The organism is Streptomyces sp. NPDC037100, from assembly GCF_055606225.1.
This window is the reverse complement of the sequence record NZ_JBVJSX010000002.1, coordinates 532,017-548,618: the sequence shown is the minus strand read 5'-3', so window position 1 is coordinate 548,618 and position 16,602 is coordinate 532,017. Positions and strand designations below refer to the sequence as shown.

Below are 16,602 nucleotides of genomic sequence, written 5' to 3'. Positions count from 1 at the left end.
GGGTGTCCGCCCGCTTCGCGCTGTCCGGAACGGATCACCCGGCCCCGTCCGGAACGGATCACCCAGCGCCACGCCCCGTTTGCGGTCGGCAACCCCCCGGCCAAGGCCCGGTGATGGCTTGGCCACGGGCGCATAACAAGGTGGACAGAAGGGGTTTTCAGGCAGGTCTACGCGCGTTAATCTGCGGCGAAGCCAGCGCTGAAGCTGAACCGTCCCGGCGCTGTGCGACCTCGTTGTACGACAGGAGCACCCACACATGCGCCGGATTTCCCGGATCACGGTCGCAGGCGCAGCGACCGCCTCCCTGGCCCTCGCGCTCTCCGCCTGCGGCGGCACCTCGACCTCCGCCGGGTCGTCGGACTCGAAGGGCGACAAGGGTCTCGCCATCGCCTACGACGTCGGCGGCAAGGGCGACCAGTCCTTCAACGACGCCGCGTACGCGGGCCTGGAGCAGGCGAAGAAGGAGTTCGGGTACCAGACGGCCGACGTGGAGCCCACCGAGGGCGAGACGGACGCCGACAAGGAGCAGCGCCTGGTCTCCCTGGCCAAGCAGGGCCACAACCCGGTCATCGGTGTCGGCTACGCGTACGCCGCGGCCGTCAAGGGTGCCGCGGAGAAGTTCCCGGACACCACCTTCGGCATCGTCGACGACGCCACGATCAACACCAAGAACGTGGCCGACCTGGTCTTCAACGAGGAGCAGGCCTCCTACCTGGCCGGTGTCGCCGCCGCCAAGACCTCCAAGTCGAAGGTCGTCGGCTTCGTCGGCGGTGTGGACATCCCGCTGATCCACAAGTTCCAGGCGGGCTTCGCGCAGGGCGTCAAGGACACCGACCCCAAGGTCAAGGTGCTCTCGCAGTACCTCACCCAGACTGCCGAGGAGGGCGGCTTCGCCAGCCCCGACAAGGGCAAGACGGCTGCCGAGGGTCAGATCGAGAAGAAGGCCGACGTCGTCTACGCGGCCGCCGGTCTGTCCGGCCAGGGTGTCATCGAGGCCGCCGCCGCCAAGAAGGTGTGGGCCATCGGCGTCGACTCCGACCAGTACGAGCAGGAAGCCCTTGCCAAGTACAAGGACTCCATCCTGACGTCGGCGATGAAGGACGTCGCCAAGGCGGTGTACAACCTGGCGAAGTCGGTCGAGGACGGCAAGCCCGAGACCGGTATCGTTCGTGGCGATCTGAAGTCCGGCGAGGTGAGCCTGTCGAACTCCAACCCGAAGTTCGCGGACGACGCCGAGCTCCAGGCAGCCATCAAGACGGCCAAGGAGAAGATCATCAGCGGCGAGATCAAGGTCAAGAGCAGCTGACGAGCGACTGCCTCGAAGCAGGCGGTAACCCCCGGGGTTACGTCCGCTCGACGGGGTACGGGGAGCTGCTCCTCGTGCCCCGTTGCCGCGGGGCGTCGGCCCCTTTGTATGCCGTAGGGGCGCTACGCGCGTAGACGGCCCCCGTCCCCAGGAGAGTGCGCCATCAACGCGTCCAGCAGCCCTCCGGCCGGAGCGGCGGTCAACGAATCGGTGACCGCCGTCGAACTCGCCGGGATCACCAAGCGTTTCCCCGGAGTCGTGGCCAACCACGACATCCACCTCAGCGTCCGCAAGGGCACCGTGCACGCCCTGGTCGGCGAGAACGGCGCCGGCAAGTCCACGCTGATGAAGATCCTCTACGGCATGCAGAAGCCGGACGAGGGCACCATCGCCGTCAACGGAGAGCAGGTCACCTTCTCGTCGCCGGCCGACGCCATCGTCCGCGGCATCGGCATGGTCCACCAGCACTTCATGCTCGCCGACAACCTCACGGTCCTCGAGAACGTGGTCCTCGGCAGCGAGAAGCTCTACGGCATCGGCGCCAAGGCCCGCCGCAAGATCAAGGAGCTCTCCGAGCGCTACGGCCTCGACGTCAGGCCCGACCTCCTCGTCGAGGAGCTCGGCGTCGCCGCCCGCCAGCGCGTGGAGATCCTCAAGGTCCTCTACCGCGGCGCCACCACCCTCATCCTCGACGAGCCGACCGCCGTGCTCGTGCCGCAGGAAGTGGACGCGCTCTTCGCCAACCTGCGCGAACTGCGCGCCGAGGGCCTGTCGGTCATCTTCATCTCGCACAAGCTCGGCGAGGTGCTCTCCGTCGCCGACGAGATCACCGTCATCCGCCGCGGCACCACCGTCGGCACGGCCGTCCCGGCCGAGACGACGCCCCGTCAGCTCGCCGAGATGATGGTCGGCAGCGAGCTGCCCACGCCCGAGACGGCCGAGTCCACGGTCACCGACCGCCCGGTCATCACCGTCGACCAGGTGCGCCTCGCGGCCCCCGGCGGCAAGGCCCTCCTCGACGACATCAGCTTCACCATCCACGCGGGCGAGGTCCTCGGCATCGCCGGCGTCGAGGGCAACGGCCAGACCGAACTGGTCGACGCACTCATCGGCCTGCGGTCCGCCGACAGCGGCACCATCCGGCTCGCCGACGAGGAGATCACCGCCTGGCCCACCCGCCGGCGCCGCGAGCAGGGCATCGGCTACATCCCCGAGGACCGCCACCGCCACGGCCTCCTCCTGGAGGCGCCCCTCTGGGAGAACCGTATCCTCGGCCACGTCACCGAGAAGCCCCTCGCCAAGGGCGTCTGGCTGGACCCGAAGGCGGCCCAGGAGGACACCCGCCGGATCGTGACGGAGTACGACGTCCGCACCCCCGGCATCGACGTCACCGCGGCTTCCCTGTCGGGCGGCAACCAGCAGAAGCTGATCGTCGGCCGCGAGATGAGCCACAAGCCGCGCTTCCTCATCGCCGCGCACCCCACCCGGGGCGTGGACGTCGGCGCCCAGGCCGCCATCTGGGACCACATCCGCGAGGCGCGCCGCGAGGGTCTGGCCGTGCTGCTGATCTCCGCCGACCTGGACGAGCTGATCGGCCTGTCCGACACGCTGCGCGTGATCTACAACGGCAAGCTGGTCGCGGACGCCGACCCGGCCACCATCACCCCCGAGGAGCTCGGCTCGGCCATGACCGGTGCCGCCACCGGGCACCTCGCGCACGAAGAGACCCCCGAGATCTCGAAGGCCGACGCCCCCGAGTCTCCGGAAGACGAGGCCCGCTGATGAAGAAGTTCGACAAGGAGCGCGTGCTCCTCGCGGTGGCCGGACCGGTCATCGCGCTGGCCGTGGCCTTCGCCCTGACCTCGATCGTGCTGCTCGCGTCGGGCCAGAACCCGGTCGAGCCGTACGCCTTGATGTTCGAGCAGCTCGGCTTCTCCGACATCCAGGTCCTGATCATCAACCAGGCCTCGATGTACTACATCGCGGCCCTCGCCGTGGCCATCGGCTTCCGGATGAACCTGTTCAACATCGGCGTCGACGGCCAGTACCAGCTCGGCGCCATGATGGCCGCCGTCGTCGGCGCCCACGTGAACCTGCCGGCCGCCCTCCAGGTCCCGCTGCTGCTCCTGACGGCCGTCCTCACCGGCGCCTTCTGGTCCGGCATCGCCGGTGTCCTCAAGGTCACCCGCGGCGTCAGCGAGGTCGTCGCCACGATCATGCTCAACGCGATCGCGACCTCCGTGATCGCCTACCTGTGGCTGCCGAACGTCTTCGGTGTGAAGGTCGGCAACAACAACACCACCGGCGAGATGTACGAGTCCGGCTGGATCCCCGGCATCCCCATGGGCGACGCCGGTGAGATCTACGGCCTGGTCCTGCTCGCCGTCCTGCTCGGCATCGGCTACTGGATCGTCCTCAGCCGCACCCGCTTCGGCTTCGACCTGCGCGCCTCCGGCGCCTCGCAGACCGCCGCCGCGGCCAGTGGCGTGGACCCCAAGCGCATGGTGCTCAGCGCCATGCTGATCTCCGGCGGCATCGCGGGCCTCGCCGGCCTGCCGATCCTGCTCGGCGACACCCACACCTACAGCCTGAACTTCCCCACCGGCATCGGCTTCCTCGGTATCGGCATCGCCCTGCTCGGCCGCAACAGCCCCGTCGGCATCGCCTTCGCCGCCCTGCTGTGGGCCTGGCTCGACAAGGCCTCGCCCGAGCTGGACTTCCACGGCTACGACAAGGAGATCGCGGTCATCATGCAGGGCCTGATCGTCCTCTCGGTCGTCGTCTCCTACGAGGCCGTCCGCGAATGGGGTCTGCGCCGCCAGCAGCGTCGCGTCGGCGCCGAACTCGCCGCCGGACACGTCCTCGGCGCTCAGAACACGAAGGAGGTGGCTGGCCGATGACCACCGCGACCGACGTCAACCAGCCCACGCTGCAGCCCGCGGCGCCGACCGGCCGCCGCCTGTCGTGGCCCGTGCTGCTGCTCATCATCGCCGGAGGCCTGGCGCTCACCTCGATCGTCCGCCTCATCACCGGCGCCGACGGCATCACCAACGTCAGCCAGATGTCCACCGCGCTCCAGCTCGCCGTGCCGATCGGCCTCGCCGGTCTCGGCGGCCTGTGGGCCGAGCGCGCGGGCGTGGTCAACATCGGCCTCGAGGGCATGATGATCCTCGGCACCTGGTTCGGCGCCTGGGCCGGCTTCCAGTGGGGCCCGTGGACGGGTGTCCTGGTCGGCATCCTCGGCGGTGCGATCGGCGGTCTGCTGCACGCCTTCGTGACCGTCACGTTCAACGTCAACCACATCGTCTCCGGTGTGGCCATCAACATCCTCGCCCTCGGCGCCACCCGCTACCTCGCGCCCCTCGCCTTCGAGGGCCACACGGGTGGCTCCGCCAAGCAGTCGCCGGCGGTGGAGTCCCTCGGCAACTTCACCGTGCCGGGGCTGTCCGACGCGCTGCGGGACCTGAACAACCAGGGCTGGTTCTTCGTCTCCGACATCGCCGGCCTGCTCGGCGGCCTGGTCACCAACGTGTCCTGGCTGACCCTGATCGCCATCGCGCTGATCCCCGCCACCTGGTGGATCCTGTGGCGCACCGCGTTCGGCCTGCGCCTGCGCTCCTGCGGAGAGAACCCGGTGGCCGCCGAGTCCCTCGGCGTCAACGTCTACAAGTACAAGTACATCGCCGTCGTCATCTCCGGCGGTCTGGCCGGCCTCGGCGGTGTTTTCCTGTCCATCGTCGCCAACCCCTTCTACCTGGAGGGCCAGGTCAGCGGACGCGGCTTCATCGGCCTCGCGGCGATGATCTTCGGCAACTGGATGCCGGGCGGCCTCGCCCTCGGCGCGGGCCTGTTCGGCTACACCGACAGCCTCAACCTGCGCGGCGGCTCCGCAAACGTCCACGCGTTGCTGCTGCTCGGCGCGCTGCTGCTGATCATCGGGGCGATCTTCCTGGTGGTCCGCAAGAAGTACGCCCCGTCGATGATCACCGCGGTCGTCGCCGCCCTGGTGTTCGCCTGGTACGCCACCACCGACGAGGTCCCGAACCAGGTCGTCTCCGCCACGCCGTACGTCATCACCCTGGTGGTCCTCGCCATGTCGGCCCAGCGGCTGCGCATGCCCAAGGCGGACGGGCTGCCGTACCGGAAGGGGCAGGGCAAGTGACCGGCTCCGGCCCGGCCGTCGACTGGGAGAAGCTGCGCGCGGTGGCCCGGGACGCCATGTCCCGGGCGTACGCCCCGTACTCCGGCTACCCGGTCGGAGTGGCGGCCCTGGTCGACGACGGCCGGATCGTCTCCGGCTGCAACGTCGAGAACGCCTCGTACGGGCTCGGACTGTGCGCCGAGTGCGGCCTGGTGTCCGAGCTGCACAACACCGGCGGTGGCCGGCTGACGCACTTCACCTGCGTCGACCGCAACGGCGACACGCTCGTCCCGTGCGGCCGCTGCCGTCAGCTGCTCCACGAGTTCGGCGGCCCGGAGCTCCTGCTGGAGACCCCCGCGGGGATCCTGCCGCTCTCGGAGATGCTGCCCCAGGCCTTCGGCCCGGAACACCTCAGCAAGTAACCACCGTGCGGCCCCTCTGAGTTGCTCACGCGACCGGCTCAGGGGGGCCGTACGGCTTCTGGAATCCTCGGAAGGAAGCCAAGCCATGGCCATGGACGTCATCTCCGTCATCCGCACCAAGCGGGACCGCGGTGAGCTCAGCGACGCGCAGATCGACTGGGTCATCGACGCGTACACCCGCGGGGAGGTCGCCGACGAGCAGATGTCCGCCCTCGCCATGGCGATCCTGCTGAACGGCATGAACCGCCGCGAGATCGCCCGCTGGACCGCCGCGATGATCGCATCCGGCGAGCGCATGGACTTCTCGTCCCTGTCCCGCCCGACCGCCGACAAGCACTCCACGGGCGGCGTCGGCGACAAGATCACATTGCCCCTGGCCCCCCTGGTGGCGGCCTGCGGCGCGGCCGTCCCCCAGCTGTCGGGCCGCGGCCTCGGCCACACCGGTGGCACGCTCGACAAGCTGGAGTCGATCCCCGGCTGGCGTGCGCTGCTGTCCAACGAGGAGATGCTGAACGTCCTCGACACCACCGGCGCGGTGATATGCGCCGCCGGTGACGGCCTGGCCCCCGCCGACAAGAAGCTCTACGCGCTGCGGGACGTCACCGGCACCGTCGAGGCGATCCCGCTGATCGCCTCCTCGATCATGTCCAAGAAGATCGCGGAGGGCACGGGCTCGCTGGTCCTGGACGTGAAGGTCGGCACCGGCGCCTTCATGAAGACCATCGAGGACGCCCGCGAACTGGCCTCCACGATGGTCGGCCTGGGCACCGACCACGGCGTGAAGACGGTCGCGCTCCTCACGGACATGGCCACACCCCTCGGCCTGACCGCCGGCAACGCCCTGGAGGTCCGCGAGTCGGTGGAGGTCCTGGCGGGCGGCGGCCCCGCGGACGTGGTCGAGCTGACGATCGCCCTGGCCCGCGAGATGCTGGACGCCGCCGGGGTGAAGGACGCCGACCCGGCCAAGGCCCTGGCCGACGGCTCCGCGATGGACGTCTGGCGCCGCATGATCGCGGCCCAGGGCGGCGACCCGGACGCGGCGCTTCCGGTGGCCCGCGAGCAGCACGTGATCAAGGCCCCGGCCTCGGGCGTCCTGACCCGCCTCGACGCCTACGACATCGGCGTCGCCGCCTGGCGCCTCGGTGCGGGCCGGGCCCGCAAGGAGGACCCGGTGCAGGCGGGCGCGGGCGTCGAGATGCACGCCAAGCCGGGTGACACGGTGACCGAGGGCCAGCCCCTGCTGACCCTCCACACGGACACCCCCGAGCGCTTCGAGTACGCCCTCCAGTCGATCGAGGGCTCCTACGACGTGGCGGCCCCCGGCACGGACTTCACGCCGTCGCCGGTGGTGCTGGAACGTATCGCCTGACCTGGGGTTTCCTCCCTCGGATGAACGGGATCGGTGGACTGCCGCCGGTCCCGTTCGGCATGCTGGGATCGGTGACGCACTGATTGGAGAACCGCCATGAGCGCACTCACCGTCGACCACTCGACGGCCAACGGCCACGAGTGGGACGACCTCGTCCGGATCTGGCAGGAGACGGACGCTCCAGAGGGCTGCAGGGTGGAGATCATCGAGGGGATCGTCACCGTGGCACCACCGCCTTCCAATGCCCACAACGACATCGCTGATCTGGTTCAGCGAGCCCTGTACGAAGTCATCCCCAGGAACTGGGGCATCTACCAGACTCTGGGTACGGCGGTTCCGTCCCGTGACGGGCTCTACATCCCTGATCTCGCCGTCGCCCCCAGGCAGGTGCTGCGTGACGAGGGCGGCAACTTCATCCCAGCGGCCGCCGCTGAACTCATCGTCGAGATCACGTCCAAGTCGAACGCGGCGCACGACCGGATCAAAAAGGCCGCAGGCTACGCCCAGGCGGGTGTCCCGCTGTATCTGCTCATCGACGGCTGGGCTCCTGGCGGTCCCACCATCACGCTTTACGGCGAACCGCAGAGGGACGTCTACCGGGTTCTGCACGCAGGCAAGTTCGGGGAACGCATCACCCTGCCGGAGCCCTTCGCCCTCGAACTCGACACCGGCGAGTTCCCGGGGAGCTGAGTCACCCCAGCACCGCCGCCACGACCACCAGCACCGGCACCGCCAGTACCGTCGACAGCAGGATCGCCTCCCGCGCCAGCACCTCTCCCACCCGGTAGCTGCTCGCGTACGTGAAGAGGTTCTGCGCCGCCGGCAGCGCGGACGTCACCACCACGTCGAGCAGCAGGGCGCCGCGCAGACCGAAGACGCCTGCCGCCAGGGCCCAGGCGACCAGGGGCTGGACCACGGACTTCAGGACCACGGCGAGAAGCACCGGGGCCCGTTCCGCGCCGCGCAGCGGGAGGGTGCTGCCGCGCAGGGAGATGCCGAACGCCAGCAGGACCGCCGGGACCGACATGTTGCCGATCAGGGTCAGGGGGTCCATCAGGGGGCCCGGCACAACGAGGCCCGACGCCGAGACCGCCACCCCGGCCAGGGAGCCCAGCGCTATCGGATTGCGCAGCGGCGTGAGCAGCCGCTGCCACAGGGGCCGCTTCTGCCCGCCGCTCGCCAGGTCCAGGACCGTCAGCGCCACCGGTGTGACACCGACCAGCTGGAACAGCAGCACCGGCGCGACCAGCGACGCGTCGCCCAGCACGTACACGGCGATCGGGATGCCCAGGTTCCCGGAGTTGACGTAACTGGAGCACAGCGCGCCGATCGTCGTCCGGCCCACGCCCCACCCCCGCGCCGCGCCCACCGCCACGAAGACACCCGCCGCCGCTGCCGTGCTCATCGCAGTGACCAGCAGCCGATCGGAGAAGATCACCGACAGGTCGGCCTGCGCGAGGGTCGTGAAGAGCAGCGCCGGGGACGCCACGTGGAAGGCGAGCTTGGTGAGGACCTCGCGGCCGCCGTCGCCCAGATACCCCCGGCGGCCGATCAGATAGCCGACGCCGATGACGACGGCGATGACCGCGAACCCGCTCAGCACCCCCCGCACGACACCTCCTCGCCGGCGAAGAAGGCGTCGGGCAGCGCGGCAGAGGCAGATGGTTGGGGCATACAGCCAACCCTCCGGGGAAGGCGCTGCCCCGGTCAATGTGATCCTTTCGGCGCCGAGCCGAGCCACGGTGCCGAGCCGAGCCACGGTGCCGAGCCGAGCCACGGTGCCGAGCCGAGCCACGGTGCCGACGGGACAGCCGGCCGCGATGAGTTAAGGCTGCCCGCCCGGTCTACCGATCGTGGACGCCATGACACCGCCCGTGCTCGTACTGCCCGGCCCTGTCACCCGGGACGAGGTGAGAGGGCTCAGCGACGATGTGCGGGCACTGCTGCACGGCAGCGGCGCCCGGGTCGTGGTGTGCGATGTCGCGGGCCTGGGGCCGCCGGGTCTCGCCGCCGTCGACCTGCTGGCGAGGCTCCAGCTGGCCGCCCGCCGGGCCGGGGGACGGATCCGGCTGCGCGACCCCGCCCCGGCCCTATGCGCCCTGCTCGACCTGGTCGGTCTCCGCTTCGAGGTGGAGGGGGAGATCGAAGAGCGGGAACCAGCGCTGGGTGTCGAGGAAGCAGTGGAACCCGGTGATCCGGCCGTCTGAGATCTCCAGCACCTGGACCGCCCACGGCATGAAGCCGCCGTTGTCCGGGTCCGGCTTGTACTGGGCGAACCCCGGCAGGCCGTTGACCTGGACGGGCACCAGCCGGGAGCCCGCGCAGGGAGCGCCGAGCGTGGTCATGAAGCCGGTGATGTCCCGCGTGCCGCTCAGCCACAGGTCGAACGGCGGCATCGTCATGACCGCGTCCTCGTGCAGCAGGGCCGTCAGCGCCGTCATGTCGTAGCCCTCGAAGGCCGCGACGTAGCGGTCCAGCAGCTTCTTCTGGTCCTCGTCCAGCGGGTCGGAGACGGCCGCGTCGGCGCCCGGCTCCTGCCGGTCGGCCAGGGTGGCGCGGGCCCGCTGGAGGGCGCTGTTCACCGACGCCACCGAGGTGTCCAGCAGCTCGGCGACCTCACTGGCCTTCCAGGCCAGGACCTCGCGCAGGATCAGCACGGCCCGCTGCTTGGCCGGAAGCTGCTGCAGGGCGGCCATGAAGGCGAGCCGCACGGACTCCTTGGCGACCGCCGCCTCCGCCGGATCGCCGGTGGTGGGCAGCACACGGGCGTCCGGCATGGGCTCCAGCCAGGTGTTGTCCGGTCGGGGGGAGAGCGCGGCCTGGGCGAGCGGGGTGGACTCGGTCAGGTCCATCGGCCGGGCGCGCTTGTTGCCCGCGTTCAGCATGTCCAGGCACACGTTGGTCGCGATCCGGTAGAGCCAGGAGCGCAGGCTGGAGCGGCCCTCGAACTTGTCGTAGCTGCGCCAGGCGCGGACCATCGTGTCCTGCACCGCGTCCTCGGCCTCGAAGGAGGAGCCGAGCATCCGGTAGCAGTACCCCGTCAGCTCCGTCCGGTGTGCCTCCAGCATGGTGTCCAGGTCCGTCGATGTCGCCGTGCCGTTCGCCATCTCCACCCACCCCTGTGGACGTTCTGTTCACGCGCCGTTGCGCCCCAGCACTTCGGAAGCTACCGCAGCCCACTGACAACGGCCCCCCGAGACCACGAAAGCGCAGGTGGAAGCGGGTGATCCAGACCGGCCGCGACGGGCCCGCCGGCCTTCACAGGAGCTCCTCGACCGACATGAGCAGATGCCGGTGTTCCCCGGCTCCCGGAGCAGCGCCCGTCCCCGTCGCCACTCCATGAGAAATCCCCCTGCCCGGCCCGGTGGTCAGCCGACGCGGACGGTATCCGCACCCACTGACAACCGGCCCCTGACAGGGGGACCGACGTCGAAGCTCAGGCAGCCGTGGCCAGTGCCCGGCGCTGCAGTCGGGCCGCCCGGGTCCCGAAGACGGTGATCGTCACGACGCCCAGGACCGCCAGCAGTCCGACCCCGACCGTCCCGGCCCAGCCGCCCGCGTGGAAGGCGATCGCGCCGACCGTGCTGCCCGCGCTGGAGCCGATGTAGTAGGCGGACTGGTACAGCGCCGAGGCCTGGGCGCGGCCGTGCGTGGCCGTCTTGCTGACCGCCGAGGAGGCGACCGCGTGGCCCGCGAAGAAGCCCGCCGTGATCAGGACCAGGCCCAGCAGGACCAGCGGGAGGGTGCCCGCCAGGGACAGCAGCAGGCCCGCCGCCGTCGTGCCCCCGCCCGCGTACAGCGCGCCCCGGCGGCCCAGCCGGCCGACCAGCCGGCCCGCGGTCGACGCCGACGCCGTGCCGACCAGGTACACCAGGAAGATGGAGCCGATGATGCCCTGCGGCAGGGAGAAAGGGGCCTCGGTCAGCCGGTAGCCGATGACCGTGTACACGCCGCCGAACACCGTCATGAACAGCGCGCCGATCGCGTAGAGCCGGCACAGCAGCGGGTTGGACAGGTGGTCACGGACCGTCCGGGCCAGGACGCGCGGTCGCAGCGAACCGGCCCTGAAGTGCTTCGGGGCGGGGAGCAGCAGCCGGAAGGCCACCGCGCACGCCACCGCGATCACACCGATGACCCCGACGGCGACCCGCCAGCCCCACTCCTGCGCGACCCAGCCGGTGATGACCCGGCCGCTCATCCCGCCGACGCTGTTGCCGGCGACGAACAGGCCGATGGCGGTGACCAGAGCCCTGGGAGTGACCTCCTCCGCGAGGTACGCGGTCGCCGACGCCGGCAGGCCGGCCAGGGCGGCGCCCTGCAGGGCCCGCAGCGCGATCAGCACGCCGAGGGAGGGAGCGAAGGGCACCAGCAGCCCGAGCGTGACGGCCACGGCCAGCGACGCGGTCATGACCGCCCGGCGTCCGAAGCGCTCCGACAGGGCGCTCATCGGCAGTACGAACAGCGCCAGCCCGCCGGTCGCCGCCGCCACGGTCCAGCTCGCGTCGCTCGCCGCCACCCCGAACTCGCCGGAGATCAGCGGGAGCAGCGCCTGGGTGGAGTACAGCAGCGCGAAGGTCGCGACACCCGCGAGGAAGAGGGCGAAGCTCATCCGGCGGTAGCCGGGGCCGCCCGGGGAGACACGTGAATCGGAGGTGGGAACAGAGGCATCGGCGTCCACGATCGTGGACGCCCCGGTACTGGCGGGAGACATGCCTCGAACCTACGTACGCCGCACTCATCCGTCCAATGCATGGAACGGTCATAATCGTTCCCATGGTGCATCAACCGAGCTCACAGGGTCGCCTGTCACCAAGCAGTGACACAGAAGACATGGCAGAGATGTCGAAGGTGCTGGCGCCGCGCCTCGCGTACTTCGCGGGGGTCGCCCGCACCGAGCACGTCACCCGCGCCGCCCAGGAGATGAACGTCCCCCAGTCGACTCTCTCCCGCTCCATGGCCCGCCTGGAGCAGGACCTGGGCGTCGACCTGTTCGCCCGGCACGGCCGCACGGTCTCCCTCACCCCGGCCGGCCGCACCTTCCTCGCCTCCGTGGAACGCGCCCTGGCCGAGGTGGAGCGCGCCGCCGAGGAGGTGCGCGCCGACGCCGACCCGACCACCGGCAAGGTCGCCTTCGGCTTCCTGCACACCATGGGCGCCGAGACCGTCCCGGGCCTCCTGCACGCCTTCCGCGCCGACCACCCGCGCGTCCGCTTCAGCCTCGTCCAGAACTACGGCGAGGCCATGCTGGAACGCCTGCGCGCCGGCGAGCTCGACCTGTGTCTGACGTCCCCGGTGCCGGACGCCCCCGACCTGGTGGCCCGCCGCCTGGACGAGCAGAAGCTGCGCCTGGTGGTCCCCGCCGACCACTCCCTCGCCGGGCGCCGCCGCATCCGCCTCGCCGAGGCGGCCGACGAAACCTTCGTGACCCTGGAGCCCGGCTACGGCCTGCGCCGCATCACCGACGACCTGTGCAAGGAGGCCGGCTTCAAGCCCCGCATCGCCTTCGAGGGCGAGGAGGCGGAAACCCTGCGGGGCCTGGTGGCGGCGGGCCTTGGCGTGGCCCTCCTGCCCCCGCCGGCCGTTCCCCGCCCAGGAGTCGTCGAACTGACGGTCACGGCCCCCCGCGCGGCCCGCGAGATCGGCGTGGCCTGGCTGGAGGGCCGCCCGGACACACCCCCGGTGGCGGCCTTCAAGAAGTTCCTGCTCTCGAGAAGGGGCAGCCTGTTGCCCACCTGAAGGGGTGCGGGTCTGTATCGATCTGCGGCTCCGCCGCGTGGGCGCGATCAGCCACGACGCACCGGCACCCGAGACCACAAGTGCCCCTACGGCGCTACCGTCGCGAAGGACTGAACCCCGCAGCCAACGGCATCCGCAACCCCAACGGCGGCGGCGCGGCGAACGCGTCCCGCACGGGCCGCGACACCGGCCGCCCGAACAACGCGCCCATCACGAAGTCCTCGGCCAGAGCCAGCACTTCGTCCCGGTACTGGCTCAACCCGTGTCCGTCCGCGTGCACTTCGAACCGGCACACGTCCCGGTTCGCCTTCTTCGCCCGTGCCGCCAGCCGGAACGACAGCTCGGGATCCGTCCGCCCGTCGTTCGTGCCGTGCACGATCAGCACCTGGCGCCCGACCAGCTGCTTCACCGGTTCGGGTGGCGCCGCGGCATCCTCATCCGGCAGCCAGGGGGCAAGAGCCAGCACGGAGTTGACGGCTTCGTGCCCGGCCGCCCGCAGCCCCGCCCGGCCGCCCATCCCGACGCCGACGAGGCAGACCGGGACGTCCCCGTACCGCCGCACGACCTCGTCGGCCGCCCAGGTCGCGTCCTGCGCGAGATTGGCCTCGTCGCCGTTCCAGCCGCGGCAGCGGTAGTGCACGACGTGCGCGGCGAGCCCCTCGTCCCGGCCCGCGCGAGCCAGGCGGCGCCCGACGGCACGCACGGAAGCGGCCGCCACCAGGGGCGACGGTCTGCGGCCGCTGACCTCGTCGCCGCCGGGGAGCAGCAGCACCACGCCGCTCACCGCCGTCGGTTCCGGACCGAGTGCCCTGCCCAGCCGGGCCCTGCGCACCGGCGTCGCTTGGTGTGCCATGACAGAACAGTGTCAGAAGCGTGGGTGTACTCGACCCGTCCTCGGGGTCACCGTTACGTATCGACGAAAACGTCAAGCGTCCGGAAACGCGCCGTCTACGCGCGTAGGAGTTACAGTGCGGAAATGACGAGCCAGACCATTGCGAACACCCCGACACCGGACCAGATCCGCCGGGCACCCAAGGTTCTGCTGCACGACCACCTCGACGGCGGTCTGCGCCCCGGCACGATCGTCGAACTCGCCCGCGCCTGCGGCTATACCCAGCTCCCCGACACCGACCCCGAGAAACTCGGCGTGTGGTTCCGCGAGGCCGCCGACTCCGGTTCCCTGGAACGGTACTTGGAGACGTTCTCGCACACCGTCGGCGTCATGCAGACCCGTGACGCCCTGGTCCGGGTCGCCGCCGAGTGCGCCGAGGACCTGGCCGCGGACGGCGTCGTCTACGCCGAGGTGCGCTACGCCCCCGAGCAGCACCTGGAGGGCGGCCTCACGCTCGAAGAGGTCGTCGAGGCCGTCAACGAGGGCTTCAGGGAAGGGGAGCGGCGCGCGCGGGAGAACGGCCTGCGCATCCGCGTCGGCGCGCTGCTCACCGCCATGCGGCACGCGGCCCGTGCCCTGGAGATCGCCGAACTCGCCAACCGTCACCGCGATCTGGGAGTCGTCGGCTTCGACATCGCCGGTGCCGAGGCCGGCTACCCGCCCACCCGGCACCTGGACGCCTTCGAGTACCTCAAGCGCGAGAACAACCACTTCACCATCCACGCCGGCGAGGCCTTCGGCCTGCCCTCCATCTGGCAGGCGCTGCAGTGGTGCGGCGCCGACCGGCTCGGCCACGGCGTGCGGATCATCGACGACATCCAGGTCCATGAGGACGGCCGGGTCGAACTCGGGCGGCTCGCCTCCTACGTCCGGGACAAGCGCATCCCGCTGGAGCTGTGCCCGAGCTCCAACCTGCAGACCGGGGCCGCGTCCTCGTACGCCGAGCACCCCATCGGTCTGCTGCGCCGGCTGCACTTCCGGGCCACGGTCAACACGGACAACCGCCTGATGTCCCACACCAGCATGAGCCGGGAATTCGAGCACCTTGTCGAGGCGTTCGGTTACACGCTCGACGACATGCAATGGTTCTCCGTCAATGCGATGAAATCATCTTTCATTCCTTTCGATGAACGGCTGGCCATGATCAATGACGTGATCAAGCCCGGATATGCCGAGCTGAAATCCGAATGGCTGTTCCGCCAGACCGCTTCCACCAGCGGTTCTGACGCCTCCTAGCGCTGCTTCAGGGGTATTCGGCGCACAGCGAATGCGGGCGGTGTTCACCTGCCGTCCGCATTTCGATGTTTGCGGCGGACGGGGCCGCCTGATTACGGTCGCTGAACCGCTCACACCCGTCATCCCGTTACGAGGACGCATTTCATGAAGCAGTCTGCTGCCAAGACCCTCGGTGTCGCCGCTCTCGGTGCCGCCTTCGCCGCCGCCGGTGCGGGTGCCGCCAACGCCGCCCCGGCCCTCCCGGAGCCCGCCCAGACGCTGGAGACCGTCACCGCGGTGCTCCCGGCGGAGCAGCTCTCCCAGACGCTGCCGGCGGGCTCGGGTGAGGCGGTGGGCCAGGGGCAGACCCTGGCCGGCACCGGTCTCGCCGCCGCCCAGCCGGTCGCCGGGCAGCTGCTCGCCCAGGGCCCGACCGGCCCGGCCGCCAAGCTGCTCGGCGGGCTCCCGACGCAGGGTCTGCCGGTGAACGGCGTGCCGGTCGTCTGACCCTCTCGTCGAGGCGGACGCACACGCCGATGGGGCGCACCCGCACGGGGTGCGCCCCATCGGCGTTGTCGCGCACGAGGCGCACCCGCACGGGGTGCGCCCATCGGCGTTCTCGCACCCGGGCGTTACCAGGCCGTTTGGGCCTTGCCGTGTGTCTTGTCCTCCGAGGGCAGCAGGATCCACAGCGCGATGTACAGCAGGAACTGCGGGCCGGGCAGCAGACACGAGATCAGGAAGATCACCCGCATCGTCGTCGCGGAGGTGCCGAAGCGCCGGGCCAGCGCGGCGCACACTCCGCCGATCATGCGGCCGTGGGTGGGGCGGGCGAGGCGGGACATGTGCGACTCCTTCAGTCTCGGTGCGTGAGGCCTCTCGTCCGAGTACCCCATCTGCACTCCACGCTACGGAGACGAAGGGGGCAAAGCGTCGCTCCACGGGGCGATCCCGACCCTGGGAATCGTCGGGGTCCGACCCTGAGCCGGCTCCTCCGGGGGGAGGGGCGTGCGCAGCAGCCGGGCGGTGCTGCGGCGGCGCAGCCAGGAGCGGCCCGCCGGGACCAGCGCGAGATGCGCGAGGGCCACGCCCACGGTGTTCAGCAACAGCGAGTCGACGTCGACGACCTGACCGGGCACGCCGGTCTGCAGCAGTTCGATGCCCCAGGAGAGCAGGGCCCCGGCCGCGACGGTGCGCAGCAGGGACGCCAGCGGCGAGACGACCAGCCTGCCGCCCGCCAGCGGCAGCAGGACACCGAGCGGGGCGAGCAGGGCCAGCCCCTCCCCGATCCGGCGGGCCGCCTCGGGCCAGCCCAGGGCGAGATCGGCCCGGATGCCGGCGAACGGCCGGAGATTGGCGGGCATCACCCAGGGCACGTCCAGCGGCCGCAGCGTGAACCAGGCGACGAACGCCAGATGTGCGACGAGGAGGACACCTCCTGTCACACGGATGCGGAACGCGGCGCTGCCGCCGATGGAGCCTTGACGCTGCACGCCCCCCTAGACGCGGCCTCCGGCGCCT

General features: G+C 70.7%; 17 protein-coding genes. 11 read left to right on the top strand and 6 right to left on the bottom strand.

Annotated features, from left to right (window positions below; translation table 11 throughout):
- Nucleotides 1-256: 256 nt before the first annotated feature.
- The 7 genes from ACZ7EG_RS07630 (at nt 257) to ACZ7EG_RS07600 (ending at nt 7,928) form a co-directional block, all read left to right on the top strand.
- A complete protein-coding gene (locus tag ACZ7EG_RS07630) occupies nt 257-1,306 on the top strand; it encodes a BMP family lipoprotein (RefSeq protein ID WP_471073730.1) in 1,050 nt (349 codons plus the stop codon).
- A 210-nt stretch (nt 1,307-1,516) separates the two neighbouring features.
- Nucleotides 1,517-3,088 carry an ABC transporter ATP-binding protein gene (locus tag ACZ7EG_RS07625; RefSeq protein ID WP_471073727.1) on the top strand — a complete coding sequence of 524 codons (1,572 nt, stop codon included), beginning with the start codon at nt 1,517-1,519 and terminating at the stop codon, nt 3,086-3,088.
- On the top strand, nt 3,088-4,206 hold the full coding sequence (locus ACZ7EG_RS07620) for an ABC transporter permease (RefSeq protein WP_471073724.1): 1,119 nt from the start codon (nt 3,088-3,090) through the stop codon (nt 4,204-4,206). The genes ACZ7EG_RS07625 and ACZ7EG_RS07620 overlap by 1 nt, the downstream gene beginning before the upstream one ends.
- Entirely contained in the window at nt 4,203-5,468 is a 1,266-nt protein-coding gene (locus ACZ7EG_RS07615; RefSeq protein ID WP_471073721.1) for an ABC transporter permease, read from the top strand. Before ACZ7EG_RS07620 ends, ACZ7EG_RS07615 begins: the two co-directional genes overlap by 4 nt.
- On the top strand, nt 5,465-5,869 hold the full coding sequence (locus tag ACZ7EG_RS07610; protein WP_471073718.1) for a cytidine deaminase: 405 nt from the start codon (nt 5,465-5,467) through the stop codon (nt 5,867-5,869). Before ACZ7EG_RS07615 ends, ACZ7EG_RS07610 begins: the two co-directional genes overlap by 4 nt.
- A gap of 85 nt (nt 5,870-5,954) precedes the next feature.
- Complete coding sequence (locus ACZ7EG_RS07605; RefSeq protein WP_030842265.1) at nt 5,955-7,238, top strand: thymidine phosphorylase; 1,284 nt, start codon at nt 5,955-5,957, stop codon at nt 7,236-7,238.
- Nucleotides 7,239-7,334: 96 nt separating this feature from the next.
- Nucleotides 7,335-7,928: a Uma2 family endonuclease gene (locus ACZ7EG_RS07600; protein WP_471073714.1), complete on the top strand. Its 594-nt coding sequence runs from the start codon at nt 7,335-7,337 to the stop codon at nt 7,926-7,928.
- Nucleotide 7,929: 1 nt separating this feature from the next.
- Here the strand turns inward: ACZ7EG_RS07600 and ACZ7EG_RS07595 are convergent, their stop codons facing one another.
- Nucleotides 7,930-8,850: an AEC family transporter gene (locus tag ACZ7EG_RS07595; protein WP_471073711.1), complete on the bottom strand. Its 921-nt coding sequence runs from the start codon at nt 8,848-8,850 to the stop codon at nt 7,930-7,932.
- Nucleotides 8,851-9,100: 250 nt separating this feature from the next.
- Between ACZ7EG_RS07595 and ACZ7EG_RS07590 the strand changes: the two genes are divergently transcribed.
- Nucleotides 9,101-9,445: an STAS domain-containing protein gene (locus tag ACZ7EG_RS07590; RefSeq protein ID WP_471073708.1), complete on the top strand. Its 345-nt coding sequence runs from the start codon at nt 9,101-9,103 to the stop codon at nt 9,443-9,445.
- Here the strand turns inward: ACZ7EG_RS07590 and ACZ7EG_RS07585 are convergent.
- Together ACZ7EG_RS07585 and ACZ7EG_RS07580 are read right to left on the bottom strand one after the other, a co-directional pair.
- Nucleotides 9,329-10,345 carry a sigma-70 family RNA polymerase sigma factor gene (locus ACZ7EG_RS07585; RefSeq protein ID WP_471073705.1) on the bottom strand — a complete coding sequence of 339 codons (1,017 nt, stop codon included), beginning with the start codon at nt 10,343-10,345 and terminating at the stop codon, nt 9,329-9,331. The two genes, ACZ7EG_RS07590 and ACZ7EG_RS07585, sit on opposite strands and share 117 nt — an antisense overlap.
- 329 nt (nt 10,346-10,674) lie before the next feature.
- Entirely contained in the window at nt 10,675-11,949 is a 1,275-nt protein-coding gene (locus ACZ7EG_RS07580) for an MFS transporter (RefSeq protein WP_471073702.1), read from the bottom strand.
- Between the two features lie 62 nt (nt 11,950-12,011).
- Between ACZ7EG_RS07580 and ACZ7EG_RS07575 the strand changes: the two genes are divergently transcribed.
- The gene (locus ACZ7EG_RS07575; RefSeq protein ID WP_392363383.1) at nt 12,012-12,974 is read left to right on the top strand and encodes a LysR family transcriptional regulator; all 963 of its coding nucleotides are present in this window, start codon (nt 12,012-12,014) and stop codon (nt 12,972-12,974) included.
- A gap of 94 nt (nt 12,975-13,068) precedes the next feature.
- Here the strand turns inward: ACZ7EG_RS07575 and ACZ7EG_RS07570 are convergent, their stop codons facing one another.
- Nucleotides 13,069-13,827, bottom strand: a complete 759-nt coding sequence (locus tag ACZ7EG_RS07570) for an alpha/beta hydrolase (protein WP_471073699.1) — start codon at nt 13,825-13,827, stop codon at nt 13,069-13,071.
- 123 nt (nt 13,828-13,950) lie between these two features.
- Between ACZ7EG_RS07570 and ACZ7EG_RS07565 the strand changes: the two genes are divergently transcribed.
- Complete coding sequence (locus ACZ7EG_RS07565) at nt 13,951-15,102, top strand: adenosine deaminase (RefSeq protein WP_471073696.1); 1,152 nt, start codon at nt 13,951-13,953, stop codon at nt 15,100-15,102.
- Between the two features lie 144 nt (nt 15,103-15,246).
- Entirely contained in the window at nt 15,247-15,588 is a 342-nt protein-coding gene (locus ACZ7EG_RS07560; RefSeq protein ID WP_471073693.1) for an ATP-binding protein, read from the top strand.
- 125 nt (nt 15,589-15,713) lie between these two features.
- Here the strand turns inward: ACZ7EG_RS07560 and ACZ7EG_RS07555 are convergent, their stop codons facing one another.
- Nucleotides 15,714-15,926, bottom strand: a complete 213-nt coding sequence (locus ACZ7EG_RS07555) for a PspC domain-containing protein (RefSeq protein WP_403579581.1) — start codon at nt 15,924-15,926, stop codon at nt 15,714-15,716.
- Nucleotides 15,927-15,989: 63 nt separating this feature from the next.
- Complete coding sequence (locus ACZ7EG_RS07550; RefSeq protein ID WP_471073689.1) at nt 15,990-16,574, bottom strand: VanZ family protein; 585 nt, start codon at nt 16,572-16,574, stop codon at nt 15,990-15,992.
- Between the last annotated feature and the right edge of the window lie 28 nt (nt 16,575-16,602).

What these genes read in the sequence shown, in the direction of transcription:
- ACZ7EG_RS07630 (WP_471073730.1), top strand. Translation starts at nt 257, where the DNA reads ATGCGCCGGATTTCCCGGATCACGGTCGCAGGCGCAGCGACCGCCTCC.
- ACZ7EG_RS07620 (WP_471073724.1), top strand. Translation starts at nt 3,088, where the DNA reads ATGAAGAAGTTCGACAAGGAGCGCGTGCTCCTCGCGGTGGCCGGACCG.
- ACZ7EG_RS07615 (WP_471073721.1), top strand. Translation starts at nt 4,203, where the DNA reads ATGACCACCGCGACCGACGTCAACCAGCCCACGCTGCAGCCCGCGGCG.
- ACZ7EG_RS07605 (WP_030842265.1), top strand. Translation starts at nt 5,955, where the DNA reads ATGGCCATGGACGTCATCTCCGTCATCCGCACCAAGCGGGACCGCGGT.
- ACZ7EG_RS07600 (WP_471073714.1), top strand. Translation starts at nt 7,335, where the DNA reads ATGAGCGCACTCACCGTCGACCACTCGACGGCCAACGGCCACGAGTGG.
- ACZ7EG_RS07590 (WP_471073708.1), top strand. Translation starts at nt 9,101, where the DNA reads ATGACACCGCCCGTGCTCGTACTGCCCGGCCCTGTCACCCGGGACGAG.
- ACZ7EG_RS07585 (WP_471073705.1), bottom strand. Translation starts at nt 10,345, where the DNA reads ATGGCGAACGGCACGGCGACATCGACGGACCTGGACACCATGCTGGAG.
- ACZ7EG_RS07580 (WP_471073702.1), bottom strand. Translation starts at nt 11,949, where the DNA reads ATGTCTCCCGCCAGTACCGGGGCGTCCACGATCGTGGACGCCGATGCC.
- ACZ7EG_RS07575 (WP_392363383.1), top strand. Translation starts at nt 12,012, where the DNA reads ATGGTGCATCAACCGAGCTCACAGGGTCGCCTGTCACCAAGCAGTGAC.
- ACZ7EG_RS07570 (WP_471073699.1), bottom strand. Translation starts at nt 13,827, where the DNA reads ATGGCACACCAAGCGACGCCGGTGCGCAGGGCCCGGCTGGGCAGGGCA.
- ACZ7EG_RS07565 (WP_471073696.1), top strand. Translation starts at nt 13,951, where the DNA reads ATGACGAGCCAGACCATTGCGAACACCCCGACACCGGACCAGATCCGC.
- ACZ7EG_RS07560 (WP_471073693.1), top strand. Translation starts at nt 15,247, where the DNA reads ATGAAGCAGTCTGCTGCCAAGACCCTCGGTGTCGCCGCTCTCGGTGCC.
- ACZ7EG_RS07555 (WP_403579581.1), bottom strand. Translation starts at nt 15,926, where the DNA reads ATGTCCCGCCTCGCCCGCCCCACCCACGGCCGCATGATCGGCGGAGTG.